General features: G+C 35.6%; 16 protein-coding genes, 1 tRNA gene and 1 pseudogene. 9 read left to right on the top strand and 9 right to left on the bottom strand.

Annotated elements, in window-relative coordinates:
• Positions 1 to 274: 274 nt before the first annotated feature.
• The 6 genes from BUC12_RS18960 (at position 275) to BUC12_RS18935 (ending at position 9,268) form a co-directional block, all read left to right on the top strand.
• On the top strand, positions 275 to 1,384 hold the full coding sequence (locus BUC12_RS18960) for a hypothetical protein (RefSeq protein ID WP_062184502.1): 1,110 nt from the start codon (positions 275 to 277) through the stop codon (positions 1,382 to 1,384).
• Between the two features lie 129 nt (positions 1,385 to 1,513).
• A complete protein-coding gene (locus BUC12_RS18955; protein WP_062184504.1) occupies positions 1,514 to 1,885 on the top strand; it encodes a hypothetical protein in 372 nt (123 codons plus the stop codon).
• Between the two features lie 431 nt (positions 1,886 to 2,316).
• The gene (locus tag BUC12_RS18950; protein WP_062184508.1) at positions 2,317 to 5,286 is read left to right on the top strand and encodes a type I restriction endonuclease subunit R; all 2,970 of its coding nucleotides are present in this window, start codon (positions 2,317 to 2,319) and stop codon (positions 5,284 to 5,286) included.
• A 9-nt stretch (positions 5,287 to 5,295) separates the two neighbouring features.
• Positions 5,296 to 6,441 (top strand): AAA family ATPase, encoded by a 1,146-nt coding sequence (locus BUC12_RS18945; RefSeq protein ID WP_062184511.1) that lies wholly within the window; start codon positions 5,296 to 5,298, stop codon positions 6,439 to 6,441.
• Positions 6,438 to 8,063, top strand: a complete 1,626-nt coding sequence (locus BUC12_RS18940; RefSeq protein ID WP_062184514.1) for a type I restriction-modification system subunit M — start codon at positions 6,438 to 6,440, stop codon at positions 8,061 to 8,063. The genes BUC12_RS18945 and BUC12_RS18940 overlap by 4 nt, the downstream gene beginning before the upstream one ends.
• 56 nt (positions 8,064 to 8,119) lie before the next feature.
• Positions 8,120 to 9,268 carry a restriction endonuclease subunit S gene (locus tag BUC12_RS18935; protein WP_062184518.1) on the top strand — a complete coding sequence of 383 codons (1,149 nt, stop codon included), beginning with the start codon at positions 8,120 to 8,122 and terminating at the stop codon, positions 9,266 to 9,268.
• Here BUC12_RS18935 and BUC12_RS18930 read toward each other — a convergent pair.
• On the bottom strand, positions 9,261 to 9,680 hold the full coding sequence (locus BUC12_RS18930; RefSeq protein WP_262485554.1) for a restriction endonuclease subunit S: 420 nt from the start codon (positions 9,678 to 9,680) through the stop codon (positions 9,261 to 9,263). The genes BUC12_RS18935 and BUC12_RS18930 overlap by 8 nt on opposite strands.
• 139 nt (positions 9,681 to 9,819) lie before the next feature.
• Here BUC12_RS18930 and BUC12_RS18925 point away from each other — a divergent pair, with 139 nt between their 5' ends.
• The gene (locus BUC12_RS18925; RefSeq protein ID WP_062184524.1) at positions 9,820 to 10,446 is read left to right on the top strand and encodes a restriction endonuclease subunit S; all 627 of its coding nucleotides are present in this window, start codon (positions 9,820 to 9,822) and stop codon (positions 10,444 to 10,446) included.
• A gap of 2 nt (positions 10,447 to 10,448) precedes the next feature.
• Here the strand turns inward: BUC12_RS18925 and BUC12_RS18920 are convergent.
• Positions 10,449 to 11,549, bottom strand: a pseudogene (locus BUC12_RS18920) (restriction endonuclease subunit S); the annotation flags it as partial.
• A 112-nt stretch (positions 11,550 to 11,661) separates the two neighbouring features.
• Here BUC12_RS18920 and BUC12_RS18915 point away from each other — a divergent pair.
• A complete protein-coding gene (locus BUC12_RS18915; protein ID WP_062184530.1) occupies positions 11,662 to 12,588 on the top strand; it encodes a tyrosine-type recombinase/integrase in 927 nt (308 codons plus the stop codon).
• Positions 12,589 to 13,013: 425 nt separating this feature from the next.
• On the opposite strand, the gene BUC12_RS20495 is transcribed toward BUC12_RS18915, so the two are convergent.
• From BUC12_RS20495 to BUC12_RS18900, 3 genes are all read right to left on the bottom strand, one after another.
• A complete protein-coding gene (locus BUC12_RS20495) occupies positions 13,014 to 13,316 on the bottom strand; it encodes a tyrosine-type recombinase/integrase (RefSeq protein ID WP_394333938.1) in 303 nt (100 codons plus the stop codon).
• A gap of 313 nt (positions 13,317 to 13,629) precedes the next feature.
• A complete protein-coding gene (locus BUC12_RS18905; protein WP_062184532.1) occupies positions 13,630 to 14,871 on the bottom strand; it encodes a site-specific integrase in 1,242 nt (413 codons plus the stop codon).
• Positions 14,872 to 15,142: 271 nt separating this feature from the next.
• Positions 15,143 to 15,229 (bottom strand) — tRNA-Ser (locus tag BUC12_RS18900).
• A gap of 131 nt (positions 15,230 to 15,360) precedes the next feature.
• On the opposite strand from BUC12_RS18900, the gene mltG reads away from it, so the two are divergent.
• A complete protein-coding gene (gene mltG, locus BUC12_RS18895) occupies positions 15,361 to 16,392 on the top strand; it encodes an endolytic transglycosylase MltG (protein WP_062184535.1) in 1,032 nt (343 codons plus the stop codon).
• Positions 16,393 to 16,395: 3 nt separating this feature from the next.
• Here mltG and BUC12_RS18890 read toward each other — a convergent pair whose 3' ends face one another.
• The 4 genes from BUC12_RS18890 to BUC12_RS18875 are packed head-to-tail and all read right to left on the bottom strand — an operon-like array spanning position 16,396 to position 21,284.
• On the bottom strand, positions 16,396 to 17,793 hold the full coding sequence (locus BUC12_RS18890) for an undecaprenyl-phosphate glucose phosphotransferase (RefSeq protein ID WP_062184538.1): 1,398 nt from the start codon (positions 17,791 to 17,793) through the stop codon (positions 16,396 to 16,398).
• A gap of 49 nt (positions 17,794 to 17,842) precedes the next feature.
• Positions 17,843 to 18,733 carry a CPBP family intramembrane glutamic endopeptidase gene (locus tag BUC12_RS18885; protein WP_062184541.1) on the bottom strand — a complete coding sequence of 297 codons (891 nt, stop codon included), beginning with the start codon at positions 18,731 to 18,733 and terminating at the stop codon, positions 17,843 to 17,845.
• Complete coding sequence (locus BUC12_RS18880; RefSeq protein ID WP_062184544.1) at positions 18,733 to 19,593, bottom strand: N-acetylmuramoyl-L-alanine amidase-like domain-containing protein; 861 nt, start codon at positions 19,591 to 19,593, stop codon at positions 18,733 to 18,735. Before BUC12_RS18880 ends, BUC12_RS18885 begins: the two co-directional genes overlap by 1 nt.
• 23 nt (positions 19,594 to 19,616) lie before the next feature.
• Positions 19,617 to 21,284 carry a formate--tetrahydrofolate ligase gene (locus BUC12_RS18875; protein WP_062184547.1) on the bottom strand — a complete coding sequence of 556 codons (1,668 nt, stop codon included), beginning with the start codon at positions 21,282 to 21,284 and terminating at the stop codon, positions 19,617 to 19,619.
• Positions 21,285 to 21,467 lie beyond the last annotated feature (183 nt).

Below are 21,467 nucleotides of genomic sequence, written 5' to 3'. Positions count from 1 at the left end.
AGTATGTCATTTTCGATTACAAATATAGGAGTAAATTTGATATAACAAAAAAGGACTGATAAAAAAGTTTCTTTTTTCTTCTCGTAAAATGTTAAAATATAGTTGTAGCTTGTTTGTAATAAGGCTTTTATCTGTTTATGTATTAAGGATAAAAACATAGAAAGGGCACAGTGAAAACGATAGACCGGAGGTAAACCGAAAAAAAAACATTCACATTTTAAACAATATTGTATTTTCCGTTGTTGAAAAATGGAATTAATTCAATACTCAAACTATGATACGGAAATATTTCTTCATTGGAGCCCTTTTTCTAATGATAACCAACACTCTAAAGGCCCAAGTCGGAGTTAACACAACAAACCCTGTGGCAACGCTTGATGTAACAGCATGGAAAACAGATGGATCGACAGCCGAGGGTATTATTGCCCCACGTCTGGACCGGAAAGCATTGAACGATAAAGAATCCATGTATGGAGCAGTTCAGACCGGAGCTATTGTATACGTAAGTAATGTATCAACAGGAGCAGCTACCGGGCAGTCAGTCAATGTATCAACAGTGGGATATTATTACTTTGACGGGCAATTATGGCAAATATTCAAAGATGAGCCATGGAACCTTAGCGGAACAACTGTACAGGCCACCTCAAATACCCAAAACATTTATCAAATGGCTAAAGTTGGCATAGGGATAAACGCACCTACTACAGCTTTAGACATTGTAAGTAATAATCAGGATGACTATTATGATGATATTAATATCAGAACTTTTACAAATAATACTTATACTCCTTCCATATTTTTAAAGAAAAGCAGAGGGACACTCGCTTCTCCTCAAAATTTACAATCAGGGGATATTATCGGGGGATTATCCTTTAGTGGAATGCATAACAATTCGATAAGTGATTTTTCCACAGCCATTACCGCCACATACAGGGGGGATGGTACTACCAACTTGTCCAATGTCTATTTTTACACTTCCGGTATCAATAGAATGGAAATTGACGAAAACGGAAATGTTGGTATAGGAAATTTTCCGGACAACCCCAGTAGTAAGTTGGAAGTGGACGGAGCATATACCAATAGAACCGCATATAATGCAGGTGCAACAAGCGCACCTTATCTGATTGACTTTACAGTAAGCAATTTAGCCTATACATCGGGAAATGCTTCCGGTAACTTTTACCTTCAAGGATTGAAAGATGGCGGTAAATATGTTCTTGCCGTACAAGGAGCTCCAAGTGGAACAGCAGCTTTTACAGTAGTTTCTCCTTTAACGGTAAGAATCGCCAATAACCAGGCAACCGTGGCAAATACCCATACACTATATAATATTATCGTAATGGGGACCATAGTGTATATTTATCCTGTAGTAGGTTTTGATTAAGACGAATACATTTTCAATATAATAACAGAACAACATTAATTATAACATTCATACCTTAATGCAAATAATCGATATCTATAATGATCTGTTTTCTATTCTTTTGACTCTGCAACTTTACATTATGTGATTATGGATAAAATATTCTTGACCGAAACAGAGAAACACATTATCCTTATACTGATAGAACAGGATGATTATGAAACTGAAAGAAAAACATTCTGTATTAAAAGAAAGGATTTCAACGAAAGCTTGGAAACTTTACAGTTCAAAGGCTTGGTGAAAGGGCTATGCGAAACAAAAGATTCAGGGTATTTAGCCTGCCAACTGACAAGTAGGGGTCTTTTTTATTATCAATTCAACCCGAATCTGGAAAATCCCAAAAGAATGAAGATATTACAACCTGAAGGACGATCTGAAAAGCGGAAAGGTTATGTCCGTCAGATAATTAGATGCTATCGGTGTTATTATCTCCTTTTTATCAGGTCATTTTATAAGCGATAAAGCTCGTATTAAGGCTATATATGTTTTATATTTGGAGACGATATCCCAGTTAAATGAAGAATATGTTTTCTTCAGAAAAAGATGTAAATGATTGGAACACTCTATTTAAAATGAACGGATACAGGATATCAGCGGTGTCTTCTATGAGAAAAAACTATAAAGGACTACAGCTAACATCTGGCTGGCAAAATAGCTGATCAAGTACAATACTTAACTTTGATATATTTCCTCCGATGAGTGTGTTCCACGTTATCTTTTTATTTTGTAAATTAGCAATATAAGGAAGTAATTGAGTTGACAAGATAATAGGTAGAAGTCAATAACCTGAAAATTTGTTGATTTCAATATGAGAACTTATTTTTACTGATTATTTAGGATTATTCGCTAACTTTGGAATTCCAAACTAATTCATTTTAGGAATATTAGCATCTATGATAAGGGAAGCACAAATAGAAGAATTGTTTATAAAAAAGTTACAAGAACTAAAATATACATACCGCGATGATATTCGCGATAAGAATTCTCTTGAGAGTAATTTCCGAGAGAAATTTGAGACTCTGAATAGAGTGAGATTGACAGAGAGCGAATTTGAGCGCTTAAAAGCGGAAATTATAACTCCTGATGTATTTGCTGCTTCAAAATTATTGCGAGACAGGAACTATTTTCAGCGTGAAGATGGGACTCCTCTTCATTATACATTGGTAAATATAAAAGACTGGTGCAAAAATGAGTATGAGGTTATTAATCAATTGAGAATAAATACAGAAAATAGCAATCAGAGATATGATGTAATTATTCTTATCAATGGTATCCCAGTGGTTCAGATTGAATTGAAAACTCTAGAGATTTCTCCTCGAAAAGCGATGCAACAAATCGTTGATTATAAAAATGATCAGGGAAATGGTTACAATAATACGTTGCTTTGCTTTATGCAACTGTTTATTGTTAGTAATAGGAGTAACACCTATTATTTTTCAAATAATAAGAATCAACATTTTAGCTTTAATGCCGATGAGCAGTTCTTGCCTGTTTACCAGTTTGCTGATGAGCAGAATAAAAAGATTACTCATTTAGATTCTTTTGCTGAAAAGTTTTTACCCAAATGTACATTGGGTGAAATGATCAGTAAATATATGGTTTTGGTGGAAAGTGAACAGAAGCTATTGGTAATGCGTCCGTATCAAATTTATGCAGTAAAAGCTATTGTAAACTGTATTCATCAGAATCGAGGCAATGGCTATATCTGGCATACAACAGGAAGTGGAAAAACACTTACCTCTTTTAAAACCTCAACATTATTGAAAGACAATCCGGATGTAGAAAAATGTCTTTTTGTCGTGGATCGTAAAGACTTGGATAGACAAACTCGCGAAGAATTCAATAAGTTTCAAGAGGGAAGTGTTGAAGAAAATACTAATACAGAAACTTTAGTAAGACGCTTATTATCTACTGATTATACAGACAAAGTAATTGTAACGACCATTCAGAAATTAGGGTTGGCCTTGGATGGAAATAACAAAAGGAATTACAAAGAGCGACTAGAACCGCTGAGTAAAAAGCGAATTGTTTTTATTTTTGATGAATGTCATCGTTCGCAATTTGGTGAAAATCATAAGGCGATTAAAGAATTCTTTCCTAATGCTCAACTCTTTGGTTTCACAGGAACACCTATTTTCGATGAAAATTCAACTCAAAGTATAAGGGAAGGAGAATATGCCTCCAACAAAACAACCAAAGATATTTTTGAAAAGGAACTTCATGCCTATACTATTACGAATGCGATAGATGACAGAAATGTACTTCGGTTTCATATAGATTATTTTGAAGGGCAAGGTAATATAAAACCTAAAGTTGGAGAAATAATTACCCAACAAGCTATTGTGGAAACTATTATAGAAAAACATAATGCTGCAACTAACTCTAAGCGTTTTAATGCTGTTTTAGCAACAGCCTCTATCAATAATGCGATAGAATACTACAATCTCTTTAAAGAGATTCAGAGACAAAAACAAAAAACAGACAAAGATTTCATCCCACTAAACGTGGCTTGTGTTTTCTCTCCTCCTGCAGAAGGCAATAAAGACATTCAGCAAATTCAGGAAGATTTGGAACAAGAAAAAGAAGATAATAAGCAAAATCCTGATGAAAAAAAAGCAGCTTTAAAAAGTATAATTAAAGATTATAACAAGCAATATGGTACGAATCATAGTATTTATGAATTTGATTTGTATTATCAAGATATACAAAAGCGTATAAAAGATCATAAATATAGCAATTCGGATTATTATCATAAAAATAAGATTGATATTGTAATTGTGGTAGATATGCTACTCACTGGATTTGATTCTAAATATCTAAATGCACTTTATGTAGATAAGAATCTAAAATATCATGGACTGATACAAGCTTTTTCGAGAACTAATCGTGTGCTCAACGATACTAAGCCGTATGGAAATATTTTAGATTTTCGACATCAAGAAACATCCGTAAATGAAGCCATTGCATTATTTTCCGGAGAAAAATCAGATGAAGAGGCTAAGAAAATTTGGCTAGTAGATCCTGCACCGGTAGTAATTGCAAAATACAAAGAAGCTGTGATTGCTTTGGGGGATTTTATGGCGCAAAATAATTTAGTCTGTGAACCGCAAGCGGTATATAATCTAAAAGGGGATGCAGCCCGAATAGCTTTTGTTAAGAACTTCAAGGAAGTCCAACGTTTAAAAACTCAACTTGATCAATACACAGATTTGGACGAGGACCAAAAAACTGTAATTGAATCAATATTACCAGAAGAAAACCTTCGATCATTCAGAAGTTCATATATAGAAACGGCTAAGCAGTTTAGGGAGATACAGCAAAAACAAGGGGATCAAACTCCTGTCGAAGTGCAACAACTTGACTTTGAGTTCGTGCTCTTTGCATCTGCAGTGATTGACTATGATTATATCATGGAATTAATTGCTGATAGTACCCAAAAGAAACCAACCAAGCAAAAAATGACTAAAGGTCAAATTATAAGTTTGCTTAGTTCTAATTCTAATCTGATGGATGAGCAGGAAGATTTGACGGAATATATCAATAGTTTAGATTGGAATAGTGGACAAGATGTAAATTCATTACGAGAAGGTTACGACACGTTCAAAATAGAAAAAAATGAGAAGGAGATAGCAGAGATTGCAAATAGGCACGGGTTGCCGCCATCAATCTTAAAAGATTTTATAGATAAAATTCTGCGTCGGATGATTTTTGACGGAGAGAAACTGACTGATTTATTGGAACCTTTAGATTTAAGTTGGAAAGAACGTCGAACAAAAGAACTCGCATTGATGATAGACTTAGTTCCTCATTTGAGAAAACAAGCTCAGGGACGTGAAATATCTGGGTTAGCAGCATACGAATAAGAAAGACAAATGAATCAATCCTGTAAAATATATGAATACAAAACACTTCCTAATCTTGTTACAAGGTTACGAGATGACTTAAATAATTCAGATTTTGTATTACTTTATGCTTACAATGGAACTGGTAAAACTCGGCTATCTATGGACTTCAAAGAAAAAGGGAAAGTAAAAAAGAAAGGACAGTCTGATACACTATATTTTAACGCTTTTACGGAAGACCTTTTTTCATGGGATAATGATTTGGAAAACGATACAAATCGTGTTCTCAAAATAAATGCAAGATCAAACTTTTTTAGCGGATTTAGAGAGTTAGCACTGGAAGAGAAAATATTTGCTTATTTGGAGAGATATGCTGAATTTGATTTCAAAATTGACTATGAAAAATGGGAGGTCTCTTTTAGCAAAGTAATTAAAAATCCCATACATAAATCGAATTCAGAAGTACCTGAGTATATCGTTCAGAATAATATAAAAATTTCTCGTGGTGAAGAGAATATATTTATATGGTGTGTTTTTCTTGCTATTTGCGAACTGACTATTGATGGGCAAGAATCTTATAATTGGGTTAAATATATTTATATTGATGATCCAATTTCTTCATTAGATGATAACAATGCGATTGCTGTAGCAAGTGATTTGTCAAAGTTAGTAAGAAGTGGAATTAACAAAGTTAAAACAGTTATTGCTTCTCATCACAACCTCTTTTTTAACGTGATGTGTAATGAGTTAAAGAAAAATAGATGTAAACGTTATTTTCTGCATAAAAATGGAACTGATGGACATACTTTGCGAGCAACGGATGATGCTCCATTCTTCCACCATGTTGCACTGTTAAGCGAGTTGAAAGGTGCGGTTGATTCAGATAAGATCAATACTTATCATTTCAATATGTTACGCAGTATTATGGAAAAAACATCTACATTCTTTGGTTATGATGATTTTTCGAAATGTATCTATGGAGTGGATGATGAAACTCTGTATGCACGTTCATTAAACTTGTTAAGTCATGGAAAATATTCCATTTACGAACCAATAGAAATGGGTACAGACAACAAAGAACTTTTTAAAAACATACTACAAGCATTTCTCGAAAAATATGAATTTTATCTTCCTGAAATACTTGTTGAAGAAACAAAACAATCCAGTCTATTATGACATTACAAGATCAAAAGCAATTGGGTAAAACCCTTTGGGATATAGCAGATCAGCTGCGGGGAGCGATGAATGCGGATGATTTCCGTGATTATATGTTGTCATTTCTATTTCTCCGATACTTGTCTGATAACTACGAAGAAGCAGCCAAGAAAGAATTGGGTAGAGATTATCCACAAGTAGGTGAAGAGGATAAACATACTGCTTTAGGAATATGGTATAAAAATAATGACGCAGACATACTAGATTTTGAAAGACAGATGCGTCGGAAAGTTCATTATGTTATAAAACCAGAATTTTTATGGAGTAATATTGCGGAAATGGCTCGGACTCAAAATGGAGAGTTGTTAGAGACGCTTGAAAATGGTTTTAGATATATTGAAAATGAATCATTTGAAAGTGCTTTTCAAGGTTTATTTTCAGAAATCAATTTGAACTCAGAAAAGCTAGGCAAAATACCTTCTGAAAGAAATAAAAAGCTTTGTAGCATTATTCAGAAAATAGCAGAAGGAATAGCTAAGTTTTCTACCGATACAGATATTTTAGGTGACGCATATGAATATCTTATTGGACAATTTGCTGCTGGTTCAGGAAAAAAAGCAGGAGAATTTTATACGCCTCAACAGTTATCTACTATTTTATCTAAAATTGTCATTTTGGATAGCCAAAATCCGGCATTAGGCGAAAAGAATAAATTAGATAAGGTGTTAGATTTTGCCTGTGGATCAGGTTCTTTATTACTGAACGTCCGCAGACAGATGAGCGACAGTAATGGAAGCATAGGCAAAATATATGGACAAGAGAAAAATATCACGACATATAATCTTGCCCGAATGAATATGCTCCTACATGGACTTAAGGATACTGAGTTTGAAATTCATCATGGAGACACGTTATTAAATGACTGGGATATTCTGAATGAGATGAACCCCGCAAAGAAAATGGAATTTGATGCAATTGTTGCTAATCCTCCATTTAGCTTAAAATGGGAGCCTAATGATACATTGGCAGAAGATTTTCGATTTAAAAGTTATGGCATTGCACCAAAATCTGCAGCTGACTTTGCATTTTTATTACACGGTTTTCATTTTCTCTCAGGAGAGGGTACAATGGCGATAATATTGCCACATGGAGTTTTATTCCGCAGTGGAGCTGAAGAACGTATTCGTACAAAATTACTGAAAGATAATAACATAGATACAGTTATCGGTTTACCTTCTAATTTATTTTTTTCAACAGGTATTCCGGTTTGTATCTTGATATTGAAAAAGTGTAAAAAGTTTGAAGATGTCCTTTTCATTAACGCCAGTGAGCATTTTGAGAAGGAGAAAAGACAGAATCGTTTACGAGAAGGTGAAGATGGAAAACCTAATGATATTCAGAAAATAATTGAAACCTACCAATTCAGGAAAGAGGAGGATCGCTACTCTCGAAGAGTTTCATTAGATGAGATTGAGGAGAATGGTTATAATCTAAATATCTCTCGGTATGTGAGTACCTTTGTGGAAGAAGAACCAGTTGATATTCATGCTGTAATGGCTGAGATCAAAGACCTTGAAGCTAAACGTGCAGAACTTGATAAAGAAATTGAACTTTATCTCAAAGAATTGGGATTAGTTCCTTAATTTTTTTGCTTTTCTGAAATCCTTAATGCTACAGATTAAGAAAATAAATGTCAACAATGAAAGAAGAAAATAAAAAAAAAGGCAATGTTCCAAATTTGAGATTCCCTCAGTTTACTGGGGAATGGGAAGAGAAAATGCTAGGAGATATTTCAGTCGTTTCCTCAGGAGGCACACCTAATCGATCTAAATTAGAATATTGGGGAGGAAATATACCTTGGGTTTCCACTTCTTTGATTGATTTTAATACAATCTATCAGACTGAAGAAAAAATAACAGAAGAAGGATTACAATATTCGTCTGCCAAAATTTGTCCAAAGGGTACTTTGTTGATGGCTATGTATGGTCAAGGTAAAACTAGAGGGAAAGTCGCAATGTTAGGAATAGATGCATCAATCAATCAAGCGTGTGCGTCAATACAGACTGATAAACGCATTTTAAACTCATCATTTCTATTCCAAAACTTGTCAAAGAGGTACTTGGAAATTAGAAACCTAAGTAACCAAGGAGGACAAGAGAATCTAAGTGGAACAATTATTAAAAGTATAAATGTCTCCTATCCCTCTCTTTCAGAACAAGAAAAAATTGTTTCATTTTTTATACTTATTGATCAGCGTATAGAAGCCCAAAACAAAATAATAGAGCAATATAAATCTCTAATTAAAGGAATTTATACCTATCTTTTAGGAAAGTCTGATAAATACAGAAAATTAGGGGAATTTTGTCAAATAAAAAAAGGAGAGCAGATAAACAGGACTGAATTATTGGATGATGATAAATATTATGTAATGAATGGTGGAATTACTCCTTCGGGCTTTTATCATTCATATAATACTAAGGCGAATACAATATCTATCAGTGAAGGAGGTAATTCTTGTGGATATGTACAGTATAATGATGTCCCTTTTTGGAGCGGGGGACATTGTTATACATTAGAAGATATTGACAAAGATATAGATGGAAGGTATCTTTTTCACTATCTGAAAGCTAATGAACCTCAGATAATGGCATTGCGCATCGGTAGCGGACTTCCTAATATACAAAAGAAAGATTTATCTCATTTCTGCATTCTTATGCCATCATTGTTGAATCAAAAAGAAATTTCAGATACGCTCGACAAAATAATGTTAAAGATAGAATTAGAGAAATCCGCAATCTTAGTGTATCAGAAACAAAAAATCTATCTATTACAGAACCTCTTTATATAAGCATATTTTTTAGTAAATACTGTTTCTGCAAGGAATAGGCATCTAACAAAATTTGCTCTAAATCAATCTTTTTTTCCACTTGCCAAAGTATTCGGGCTATTTTATTCTGCTCCTTGATAGATGGGCAGTAGATCAATTCGTTACCATAGTCTTTGAAATAGATGTGAGGTATACCGGAACCTACTTTGTATTTATCAAAATTAAAATAACTTAAAAGATAGTAGATGTATTTGAGCGAAAAACCACTCTTGGTTGTCAAATAATTGAGAGTGCCTATTGCTGAATATTTTCCCGTAACATATTGCACTCTTCCTACGCTGGCCCCATCTTTAATAATCAAAATAGAATTTTCATCCACCGCGTATTGAGACGAATATGCTATAATACCTGTTGCTCCATATACTGGATGCAGCCCATTTATCCCCTCAAATTCACTTTCTGTTAGTGTTGAAGAATTGCAAGCAACACAATCCTTTAATCTGATATTAGCTCGTTTCCCGTTTAATACAAAGTGAGTTAGAAATCCTTTAATTAGAGATTATATTTCACTCTTGAGTACGATAAGCGAGAAGCTATTTAACAGACAATTACGATTTGAAAAACTGGATGGAGACATATCTTCTGATTGGAGAATTCAGAAATTGGGTGATTTTATGACCATTCCAGACAAAATTCTGACACCTAAAATTGATAAGAACAAATTGCTCACAGTCAAATTACATTTAAAAGGGATAATGAAGAATGATAGTACAGAGTCATTATCTACCCAGGGGACTGTTTATTATGTCCGTCGGAAAGGACAATTTATTTATGGTAAACAAAATCTATTTAATGGGGCATTTGGGATAATCCCAGATGAATACGACGGCTTCCTTTCATCAAATGATGTCCCAACATTCAATATAAACTGCGATAAGATAAACCCTTTTTATTTGCTATACTATATTGGACGCAAGAACTATTATGTGCCTTTAGAAAGTTTGGCGATAGGCTCTGGAAGCAAGCGCATACATGAATCTACAGTCTTGAATTTGGAAATAGCTATTCCAACATTGGAAGAACAATCAATTATCGTATCTGCAATTTGTTCTATAGACAAGAAGATAGAGATCGAAACATTTGTATTGAAAGGGCTTAATTCCCAGAAACAATATCTACTCTCCAATCTCCTTGCGTAGTTTTATATGAAAAGCTGAGACAATAGGTATTGCTTTTGTGCAATCAACAAATTGTAATGATGAGATTCTAAAACAATCTTCTCATCCAATACGGAGAATAGGTTTGAAAATATATTCTGCATCTCAACTTCAGGAACATATATTGGCATAGACTCTACTTCAGAAATGTAATGACGTTTATGGTCGTTTGATGTCAGATCAAGAAAAGAGAGGTATTCAAAAATATATTTGAGATTTACGTTGGACTTCGAAGTCAATATTTTTATCGCTGACGACTTAACCTTAAATGGAAAATTAACATACTTCAAATCCATAGTGAAGTCATCAAATATTATGCAATCTCCTTTATCATAAATACTATAGTCCTCAGAGGTATAACCTAATACAAAAGCTTTATTGGCTGTTAATACTGGGATTAAGGATACATCGTTTTGGTAATCTACATTTTCCACTATATACTTAGTTGGTTGCTCATAATCAAGAATATATTTTATTCGTTTTGCTTTATGACTAGACTTGTCAATTTGCGTAAATAGAGTATGTCTTATCGTACTCTTTAACAATTTCAAATCCTCTATTATTTTGTTTTGGGTCTCGATTCGCTCATCAATTAAGGAGAGGAATTTACCTATTTTTTCTTGCTCTTTAAGCTTTGGAACACTGATAATAAAGCTTTCTATATCTTTTGTACTAACATTAGCCTGATTACCAGTCCCTCCTGCAGAAGATTGGAAAAATTGTTCAAGAAAACAGCTTGTCTTTATTAAGTATGAAAGAAAATATGAGTCATATTTTGCTCTAATTAAAGCACAGCGTTGATTTAATAATAAATTATCTTCACTTTTGAATAAATGTGAATAGCCATAGTCTCGTTTGTTGTTAGTTCCCGTTAAAGTTATTGCAATGTCATTTTTCTTTAGTAAAAATGAGCATTGCCTATTATCAATTATATCAATAAATGATGGTGTCCTGTCTAAATTTAATTGATTTTGATATAAATTCCCCATTTTGACTATTTGATATTTTCTTCTTTCAGAAGATAGTGTTTTTGCATCAAAAGCAAACCCACCCTTAATAGTCGCAATATCACCAAACAACAAGGATTTCCACTCTTCTGTAAACTGAGGGAATCTCGAATTTGGAACATTAACCTTATTTTATACTCAAATCCTTTTGTGTATATTATTGTGATTAATAATATAAAATCAGATTAATATGGTAGAAAAAACAAAAATTAGTACAGTTATCAACCTATGGAAAGAAGACAAAAAGCATTATGTAAAAAAATCCAGTTATTCGGCTTATATGCTTCTAATTGAGAATCATTTATTGCCAACTTTTGGACATAAGCATGAAGTGTATGAAGCAGATGTTCAGGAGTTTGTCTTTACTAAGTTAGATGAGGGATTAAGTCAAAAAACGATTAAGGATATCTTGATTGTACTGAAGATGATCCTAAAGTTTGGTATGAAGAATAAAGTCTTCGAGTATCAGCAATTTGATATCCAGTTTCCAACAGAAAGAGAAAATAATGGAATTGAGGTGCTTAGTAAAAGTAACCAAAGGAAAATAATGAATCATGTACAAGAGCATTTTACATTCAAAAACTTAGGAATTTATATTTGTTTGAGTGCAGGAATACGTATTGGCGAAATTTGTGCTTTGACATGGGACGAAATTGATACGGGTATTGGTGTTATCCACATTCGAAAAACAATACAGCGGATCTATATCATCGAGGATTCTGACAGGCATACAGAACTTATTCTCGATAGCCCTAAAACCAAGAACTCTATTCGAGATATTCCAATGAGCCGAGACCTTTTGAAAATGCTAAAACCGATAAAGAGAATAGTGAACAACTCCTTTTACGTTTTAACCAATGATATGAAACCTACCGAACCACGTACTTATAGAAATTATTACAAACGATTGATGAAAGAGTTGGATATGCCAGAACTGAAATTTCATGGATTGCGTCATAGCTTTGCAACAAGGTGCATAGAGAGTAATTGCGATTATAAAACTGTTAGTGTAATTCTAGGGCACTCGAATATTACTACAACGTTGAATTTATACGTTCATCCTAATATGGAACAAAAAAAGAAGTGTATTGACCAAATGTTTAAAGGATTGAGATAATATCATTTACAAAGAGGGTATTAAATATTAAAAATATCCGAATATACCCTCTTTGTTTGTCACATCGGCAATAATTTATTAATTATTTATTTGCCAGTCGAGAAAATACAAGGTCATGTCGTATTTTGACAGGAATTTGCAAATGAACAGAAATATTCTTTTATCTTTGTCATAAGCTATTCAATCTGCTCAATGCGGAGCAAAGCATAGAAGTTATTTCGTTACTTATCTGTTACCTATTCTGAATTAATCCAACTTCAAAATGTTGACTCATAAAGGAATAGCTCAAAGGTATAGGCTTGTCTCCAAATCATTACCTGTGGACGGGAATTATTTTATAATATACTGTATTTTAGTGAACTATAAATTGGGTTTTGTCTTAAGCAATGAAAGGTTATTTTCTTCCTTATCCTAGCTTGTTTGATCTATTTCTTCAAGGGATGTTGAATCATTGACCGTTGTAAATCTTTGAAGATCTTGCCCGTTTTTCTTGTTCCATATAATCCTAAAGATTCATCACTGATGGGGAGAGTAGCTTCCGTTTCAGTCTTTTCTGTTCGTATCTGGATACAATAGCCATCTTTAGAAGCAGGGTGAATATTCTTCCATTTTAGAGCAAGAACATCACTAATGCGAAGCCCTGTTAGGCAAGAGAATAAAGAAGCTGTTTTCAATGCCGGAATTTTACAAGGGGTTGAAGCCAGTTTCAGAAGCTCATCTTGGGTCAGATACCCTTTTCTGACATCTTCATATTTTATTCAAATAGTCATTTATATTTTCACGGATCATTTTCTTTTGTGGACAGTCTTGAGTATTGTCCTAAATGTAGAAAAATATCCTGCTATGGTATTCCTACTTATTTTCTCTGTTGGGTGTTTTAATTACTTAGTGGTTAATAAATAATTCAAAATGAGAGAGAGGTGCTATAGCACCTCTCTCTCATTTTGGATGTTTGCTAAGCGATTCTAGAATTTGCTTTTTCTTCCACGTTAGCTAATTTTGTTAGGCTCAGGTGTATTTCATTTAATTCTGCTCCAATACTTATCTTGTTTTGGGTAATTCTAAGGTGTTTATTCTTAGCTTAGTGGAAAGTGAATTCATTTCGTTACTTATTAGGTTTTCTGTAACCCTAGCATAGATTTGCGTAGTACGGATGTTAGTATGCCCTAACATTTTAGATACAGCTTCTATAGAAACACCTTTTGCTAAGGTTGTTGTAGAAGCGAATGTGTGTCTTGCGAGATGGAAACTGAGACGCTTCTCAATTCTGCACAAATCACCGATCTCCTTCAGATAAGAGTTCATTTTTTGATTGCTTAATGTCGGCAATACTTTATCATTATCTTGCTTCCCTCTATACTTCTCTATTATTGCTAAAGGAACATCGAGTAATGGAACAGTCACGATTGTATCTGTTTTTGCTCGTTTAGTAATAATCCAAAGTTTACCATCCACACCTGTCTGTATATTATCATATGTAAGTTTATAAGTATCCACATACGCCAACCCCGTATAGCAAGCAAACACAAAAATATCCCTTACTTTCTCAAGACGTTCTATCCCAAATTGTTTCTTCTTGATAATTTCGAGTTCCTGATCTGTCAGATAACCTCTATCTACTTTCTTAAAATGTATCTTATAATTAGCAAATGGATTGTGTTGCATCCATCCATTATTCTGAGCAATAAGAATCACCCGTTTGAAGAATTGAATAAACTTTGCTGTTGTGTTAGGACTACAATTTGCTTGTGTTCTCAGATATATTTCAAAATCGGAAATGAACTGATATTTTATCTCCTTCACATTTATATCAGAAATATTATACTTGAATTTCATAAATTCGGATAGCCTCGTGTAGGTAACCTTATATTTTTGTAAGGTTGCTTTTGCCTTAGTGATATTTACCAAAGCTTCTATATCTTTTATCAAGTTTCTAAACAAAAGGAGTAGCATCGTATTGTCAATTGATATGCCCAAATAAGAATTTTTCAATTTTTCGGCAGTCACATAATTGTCTTTCTCAAATATATCTCGGTACATGTTGTGTAAGATAGTATGACAAGCGTCTAAGGTTTGATTCACTTCAATGGATTCCCTTGATTTACCTCGAGCCTTGTGATTCTCCATATCCCAAAGCTCGGCTCTGATATCTTTGTGGATATTAAAACTGACTGCTTCACCTGCAATAGTTATCCTACAAAAGATAGGGGTGAACGAATCTTTCTTCATTTTATCCTTTCTTAAGTAGAAAGTGATAGCAAACGTGCTTTTTGATGTTCTCATAACTCCTTTTTTTTTAAGCGTTAAAATTAATTTTAATCGATTGTTTTCAAGGAAAATAAGCACTACCAATATTGGACAGTAAACTACCAATTTGCGACACATTAAGGGTGAACGAATAAAATTGCAGGGGTGAACACTTTGGCAACAGATTGTTGTCTCTAAGTGGCTTTTTTATGTCTTCCGGAGGAAAGATGAAAATAAAAAAAATCCTACAATTCGTTGATATTGTAGGATTTGTCTAAGCTTTGTCGCTTTTTGTCTTTTCTTAAAGCGGAAGCGGGGGGATTCGAACCCCCGGTACAGTTACCCGTACGTCAGTTTAGCAAACTGGTGGTTTCAGCCACTCACCCACACTTCCTTTACAAATAGGATACTTAAATCCAATTGCGATGCAAATATAGTTGTTTGTTTTGATTTAACAAGGAGGACGGTGATTTTTTCGGAATAATATTTATACTTTTGCCGCATTATTATTAATAAAATAACCCGATGGCTTTGTCAAAGCGTTCAGTCTTAGGAACTATCGTATGTATAGTTATTTTAGCTCTTGTTGGAGCCTTTTTGTATGTGGAATCAATCATTGCTACAAAGTTTAATATTGATAAAACTGTCTATATATATGTAGATGCGAATAAGGATTATCAAAGTATCCTGACCCAACTTGATACAACTGCACATGTCGGTAATATGACTAAGTTGAAGATGGTAGCCGATTATTATAACTATAAGGATAATATCCGGACCGGGCGTTATGCAATAACTCCCGATATGAATGTCAAGGAAGTTATAACTATGCTGAAAGGTGGGCATCAATCTCCGGTACAGCTTAAGTTTAATAATATACGGACGAAGGAAGATCTGGCTGTCCGTCTCTCTAATCAACTGATGCTATCGAAGGATGAACTGATGGTTGCCCTGAATGATTCGGCGAGATGTGCTCAGTTGGGCTTTACTACAGAGACCGTCGATTGTATGTTTATCCCCAATACATACGAAGTATATTGGGATATAAGCTTTGATAATTTATTCAAAAGAATGGATACTGAGTATAACCGCTTTTGGACAGAAGAGAGAAGAGCCAAAGCAAAACAGCAGGGACTCACTCCTGTTGAGGTATCGATCCTTGCGGCAATAGTGGAAGAGGAATGTTATTTCTCGGACGAATATCCTGTTGTTGCCGGATTGTATTTGAATAGATTAAGATCCGGGCAATTGCTGCAAGCCGATCCGACTGTAAAATACGCTGTCGGGGACTTCTCATTGAAGCGTATCCTCTTTGTCCATTTACAAGCAGATTCGCCATACAATACTTATAAATACGAAGGTTTGCCTCCCGGACCTATTCGTGTACCATCTATCAAAGGTATTGATTCGGTTCTGAATGCGGCCCGGCATAATTATTTGTATATGTGTGCGAAAGAAGACTTTTCTGGACGGCACAATTTCGCCGTAACCCATGCCGAGCATGTACGAAATGCGAATCGTTATAGAGCGGCTCTTAATACCAGAGGTATTAAATAAAATTTAGAATACGTTTTCATCTCCTTTTAGTACCTGATATATTGTCACGGCAATTATTTTGATATCCAAAGTAAAAGACCAGTTTTCGATATACCAGACATCCCGTTTGAAGCGGCTTTCCATTTGCTCTACAGTACGTGTTTCCCCTCTGTATCCTGATATTTGTGCCCAGCCAGTTATTCCGGGTTTTATCAGATGACGGATCATGAATTTATCGATCAACTGCTGGTATATGTCGGTCTGCTTCACCATATGCGGACGTGGACCTACTACGGACATATTGCCCATCAGAACATTAAAGAACTGAGGAAGTTCGTCGATGCTGGTTCTTCTCATAAATGCTCCGAGCCTGGTGATTCGCGGATCGGATTTTGAGGTTGTCGAAGTATTATCTCCTTCGTTGATAATCATTGTGCGGAACTTGTAGCAAGTAAAAGCTTTACCTTGTAATCCTGTTCTTTCTTGTTTAAACAATACCGGGCCTTTAGATGTCAGTTTAATCAATAATCCGAATATAAGATATACTATAGGTAAAACCGTCACCATAACGATGGTGGAGAATAGTATATCGAAAGTACGTTTTATTATACGGTTATATCCCTTTTGTAAAGGTTCGGGGCGTATTGCAATTACCGGTATTGACTGTAATGAACTCAGTACTAATTTGCGTTTGATATAGCCGTAAAAGTCAGGAATGAGGAAGAACCGGATCATATTCCGTTCAGAAAAATTGACAAGGCGTATAACTTCTGTTTCCTGATTATTGGGTAAGGTACAATATATCTCATCTATCTGATTTTCGATGCAATATCTCTCGATGTCGTTTATTGTTCCCAGATAATTAAGGCCGTCACAGGCCATTTTAGGATTATTTCCGAATAAGCCCAGAACTTTGTAGCCGTATACACTGGACTTTAGTTCGTGGTATATGCTTATAGCATTGTTGCTATCTCCGACAATAACTACCCGTTTATAGTTATAGCCTTTGCGCCTGTACCATTTGAGGAAGCTGCGGAAGGTTATGTGCCAAATCAAATAAATCAGAGCTAAAACCAGATAACAGGTCAGCCAATTAGAAAGATCGAAATTCTCTATTCGGAAAAGGAGTATCCCCGCAGAGAAAATAATATAATAGAGGGTGATGAAAGCAAGGCTCCGTTGTATAATCTTATCGAAGAATATAATGTTGTTCTCCAGATAAATGGGGGTTAGGGCAGCTGCAACAAAATAGGCAAGGTTTATAAGCAGAAAAGTTTCGAGAGCCTGTTCGTTTCTATAAAGATCAACAGGTATGAGAATATGCAGGATAAAGAAAGCCAGATTGATAGAGATAATATCTCCCAGCCTGATTATCCATTTAATTAGATAGCCTAAACCTCCTTTATTTTTCCCTAATTCCATACTCAGAGTGCAAGTGTTACGAAGAGTTCCCGGAACCCTTTATTATCTGTCAGATAGTAAACTCTTCGGGATTGTTTCTGGGGTATTCCCGTGATAGTAAATAAAACAGGATACCCGAAACGATTACACTGGCGATTGTAGCCCAAACAGTACTACCTGTACCAAAGCTTTCCAACTGATCGTATGCTGGCGTCCCATGGAATTTATAGTAAATGGTAACACTCATAGCATTATTCAGGATATGTACTATAACGGGTATCCAAAGGTTACCCGACCAAAGGAATATGTAGCCTAACAGTGCACCCAATAACATACGGGGAATGAACCCGTAGAACTGGAAGTGAATAAAGCTGAATATAAAAGCTGTGATCCAGACTGCCAGATGCCTGTTGTGACAAACCTTCTTGACCAGTTGTTGTAAAGACCCTCTGAAAAAGAATTCTTCGGTGATACCTGCGACAACTGCTATAATGAAAACGTTAAATATGATAATATGTACAGACCGGTCGGCAAGAAGATTCTCGAGTAGCGCTGCCGCGGTATCTTCCATAGCTTGCATGGCTTGTTCCAAAGCTGTAAAGGATTCGGGTAAGGTAATCATGCGGTTGTAGTATCCCGTAAAAGATATAAGAGGCTGAATAGTAATGATCAGTAAAACCGAATAGATTAATACTTTCAGGTTAATGATCTTATTTATTTTCAGGTATTCTTTTGCATTTTCATTAAATAGAAAAGCACATAAAATTGCAGGTACCAGAAACAGGAATATTGATTGAATTAGCTGAGATACCCGCATAAAGTTCATCGACTGCATGCCTCCCATTACAGGAGCGAATGCGAAAACAAACAAAGTACCCACAATAAGCCCTCCGAAACAGAAGAGTAATAAGAAAAACAGTTGAGACCAACTGCTCATTCGCAGAAATATTTCTTTATTCATTATTTTCCTTTTAATTCGTTGAGACGTAGAACTGTGATGCCTGTGCCTTTTGTCGATTTTTCACAATATGCAGCTAGTGTATTACTCTCCACGGTTACTTTAGCAGCCTTACTGGATGCATGGATAAATGTAAGTTGTCCGTTATTGTGGTAAGCAATGCCGATATGTGTATAGTCCAACCCTTCGATACTGGTTGCGAAGATGATTATATCACCGTCCTTAATATTGTCTTTTAAGTAATTGATGTTTTGTTTCAGTACTACATAATGTCCGCCACGTTTATTCATAGTCTGTTCCATGTTGGTTATTTTTTGCAACATGGCTTTGTCTGTCCTTAAAATCCGGTACGAATTGATATGTGCCGACATATAATTGATCTTCCTGTCATCCAGGATTCCGCCAAGGTTTTGGCTCTCGTTTTTGAAAATACCGTGCTTTTGGTTCTCATAAGTCCAGTCGGTCATATAATGAAGGCGCGATGCATAATCTTGGATCACACCATTCCGGTAGCGGATAGATTGTAGTTGCTTACAAAAAGCAGCGAAAGTCAGATTACCCGATTTTAAGGTACGGCTTAAAGCGATACAACTTTCGACAAAAGTGGTACAATCGAATTCGCGGAGATTTATTCCTAATTGCTCTCCTTCGGTCTTTTCAAGAGTATGGGATACATATGGAGTGTCCTGAAAATATAAAGCGGTTTTTACTACAAGTTCGTTTATCGGCAGATTGGCGTTTGGCCTTTGCGTGGCGATATACTTTTCGAATATAAGTGAATCTTGTTTGGTATAACTCACCTGAGCATTCATATAAGATGCTGATACGCAAAGTAGAAATATAATGTAAAACGCTTTTTTCATAACTTGTCTTTTAGAATGTTTCTTTAGCTAAGACCTTCAATCAAACCATCTGCCAGATCGATATGATTGGCTTGTGGAACCTTTGGTAATCCCGGCATACGCATAATAGGCCCGGCTACTATAACAACAAACTCGGCTCCATTGTTGATAACTATATCGTTTACGGTCAAGCTGAAATCTTTCGCTACACCATATGCTTTAGGATCGTCCGAAAAGGAATATTGGGTTTTGGCAATACAGATAGGATAATGTTCTATCTCTGTCCCTTCTATCAGTTTCAGCATTTTGCGGGCTGTAGCGCTATATTCGACGGATGCTGCTCCGTATATACGTTTTGCAACCTTTTCTACCTTGGTTTCGATACTGTCGGTGTTGTTGTATGTAAAAGAAAGTTCGTCAGACGGTCTGGCTTCTATAGTATCTACTACCAGATTGGCCAGTTCGACAGCACCTTCTCCTCCGTCGGAGTATGCTTTGTTTACAGCTATGCCAATGCCCTGCGACTTGCAGTGATTGATTACAAAGTCGGTTTCGGACGGGGTATCGGTTCCGTATTTATTGAATGCTACAATAACGGTCTGACCGAATGATTGCATATTCAGAATATGTTTGTCGAGATTAGCTAATCCGTTTTTCAGCCCTTCCAGATTTTCTTTCTTGATATCTTCTTGTGCTACACCTCCGTGCATTTTCAGGCCTTGTGCAGATGCTACAATAATAGTGAGCTTAGGAGCCAGACCCGATTTACGGCACTTGATATTGAAGAATTTCTCCGCACCCAGATCTGCGCCGAATCCGGCTTCAGTCACTACATAATCGGCATGGCTCATCGCCAGTTTCGTCGCAATGATGGAGTTGCATCCGTGTGCTATATTAGCGAACGGCCCACCATGTACGATTGCTGGATTATGTTCGGTTGTTTGAACCAGGTTCGGATTGATCGCATCCTTCAACAATACAACTATAGAGCCCGCGATACCCAGATCTTTGACAGTGAAAGGCTCGTTTTCGTATGTATAACCGAGAATGATCTTTTCGATACGGCGGCGCAGGTCTTCAATGTTTTTCGACAGGCAAAGAATAGCCATAATTTCGGATGCCGGAGTTATATCGAATCCTGTTTCGGTAGGGATGCCGTTTGCATTGCCCCGGAGACCCGATACAATATAACGCAAACTGCGGTCATTAATATCGAGAACCCTTTTCCAGAGTATTTCTTTCAAGCCTTTACCCTCGCTTCTGTTCTGATACAGATAGTTGTCGAGTAAAGCCGATATCATATTGTGAGCAGAAGTAATTGCATGGAAGTCACCGGTAAAGTGCAGGTTGATATCCTCCATCGGAAGTACCTGTGCATATCCTCCTCCGGCTGCGCCTCCCTTCATCCCGAAACAAGGGCCTAATGATGGTTCACGCAGTGCCACTACCGCTTTTTTGCCTATTTTGTTCAATCCTAAAGTAAGTCCTATCGAAACAGTTGTTTTACCTATTCCGGCTTTTGTCGGGGTAATAGCTGTTACCAGTATCAAGTTGCTTTGCGCTACTTTTTGTTCGTCGATAAGCGAGTAGGGGACTTTGGCCATGAATTTGCCATAGTTGTGGATGTGGTCATCCGTGATACCTATTTGTGCTGCGATGTTTGTAATCTTATCTAACTCAATACTTCTGGCAATTGCGATGTCTGTTTTCATATAAGTATAAGGGACTTTCTTATTGTTTTAGTTTTGCAAAGATAATGTAAAACTTTTATTGAGGTTTTAGTTATCGTTACTAATCTGTATGGCTTAAGAGGTTACGGCAAAAGAATTTTTACAGACGTGACACTCAAGTGACAAACTAAACATAAATCGTGTACGGATATGTTACTTTTGTGA

It is taken from the genome of Indolivaga macrotermitis (assembly GCF_900128985.1).
In the GTDB taxonomy this organism is placed as follows: domain Bacteria; phylum Bacteroidota; class Bacteroidia; order Bacteroidales; family Dysgonomonadaceae; genus Dysgonomonas_A; species Dysgonomonas_A macrotermitis.
Note: the sequence above shows the minus strand (reverse complement) of the source record. Positions and strands in the feature narration are given on the sequence as shown.

Excerpts from the sequence above, each read along its gene's own strand:
- BUC12_RS18960 (WP_062184502.1), top strand. The coding sequence starts at position 275 with ATGATACGGAAATATTTCTTCATTGGAGCCCTTTTTCTAATGATAACC.
- BUC12_RS18915 (WP_062184530.1), top strand. The coding sequence starts at position 11,662 with ATGGTAGAAAAAACAAAAATTAGTACAGTTATCAACCTATGGAAAGAA.
- BUC12_RS18935 (WP_062184518.1), top strand. The coding sequence starts at position 8,120 with ATGAAAGAAGAAAATAAAAAAAAAGGCAATGTTCCAAATTTGAGATTC.
- BUC12_RS18880 (WP_062184544.1), bottom strand. The coding sequence starts at position 19,593 with ATGAAAAAAGCGTTTTACATTATATTTCTACTTTGCGTATCAGCATCT.
- BUC12_RS18945 (WP_062184511.1), top strand. The coding sequence starts at position 5,296 with ATGAATCAATCCTGTAAAATATATGAATACAAAACACTTCCTAATCTT.
- BUC12_RS18885 (WP_062184541.1), bottom strand. The coding sequence starts at position 18,733 with ATGAATAAAGAAATATTTCTGCGAATGAGCAGTTGGTCTCAACTGTTT.
- BUC12_RS18950 (WP_062184508.1), top strand. The coding sequence starts at position 2,317 with ATGATAAGGGAAGCACAAATAGAAGAATTGTTTATAAAAAAGTTACAA.
- BUC12_RS18905 (WP_062184532.1), bottom strand. The coding sequence starts at position 14,871 with ATGAGAACATCAAAAAGCACGTTTGCTATCACTTTCTACTTAAGAAAG.
- BUC12_RS18875 (WP_062184547.1), bottom strand. The coding sequence starts at position 21,284 with ATGAAAACAGACATCGCAATTGCCAGAAGTATTGAGTTAGATAAGATT.
- BUC12_RS18890 (WP_062184538.1), bottom strand. The coding sequence starts at position 17,793 with ATGGAATTAGGGAAAAATAAAGGAGGTTTAGGCTATCTAATTAAATGG.
- BUC12_RS18955 (WP_062184504.1), top strand. The coding sequence starts at position 1,514 with ATGGATAAAATATTCTTGACCGAAACAGAGAAACACATTATCCTTATA.
- BUC12_RS18940 (WP_062184514.1), top strand. The coding sequence starts at position 6,438 with ATGACATTACAAGATCAAAAGCAATTGGGTAAAACCCTTTGGGATATA.
- mltG (WP_062184535.1), top strand. The coding sequence starts at position 15,361 with ATGGCTTTGTCAAAGCGTTCAGTCTTAGGAACTATCGTATGTATAGTT.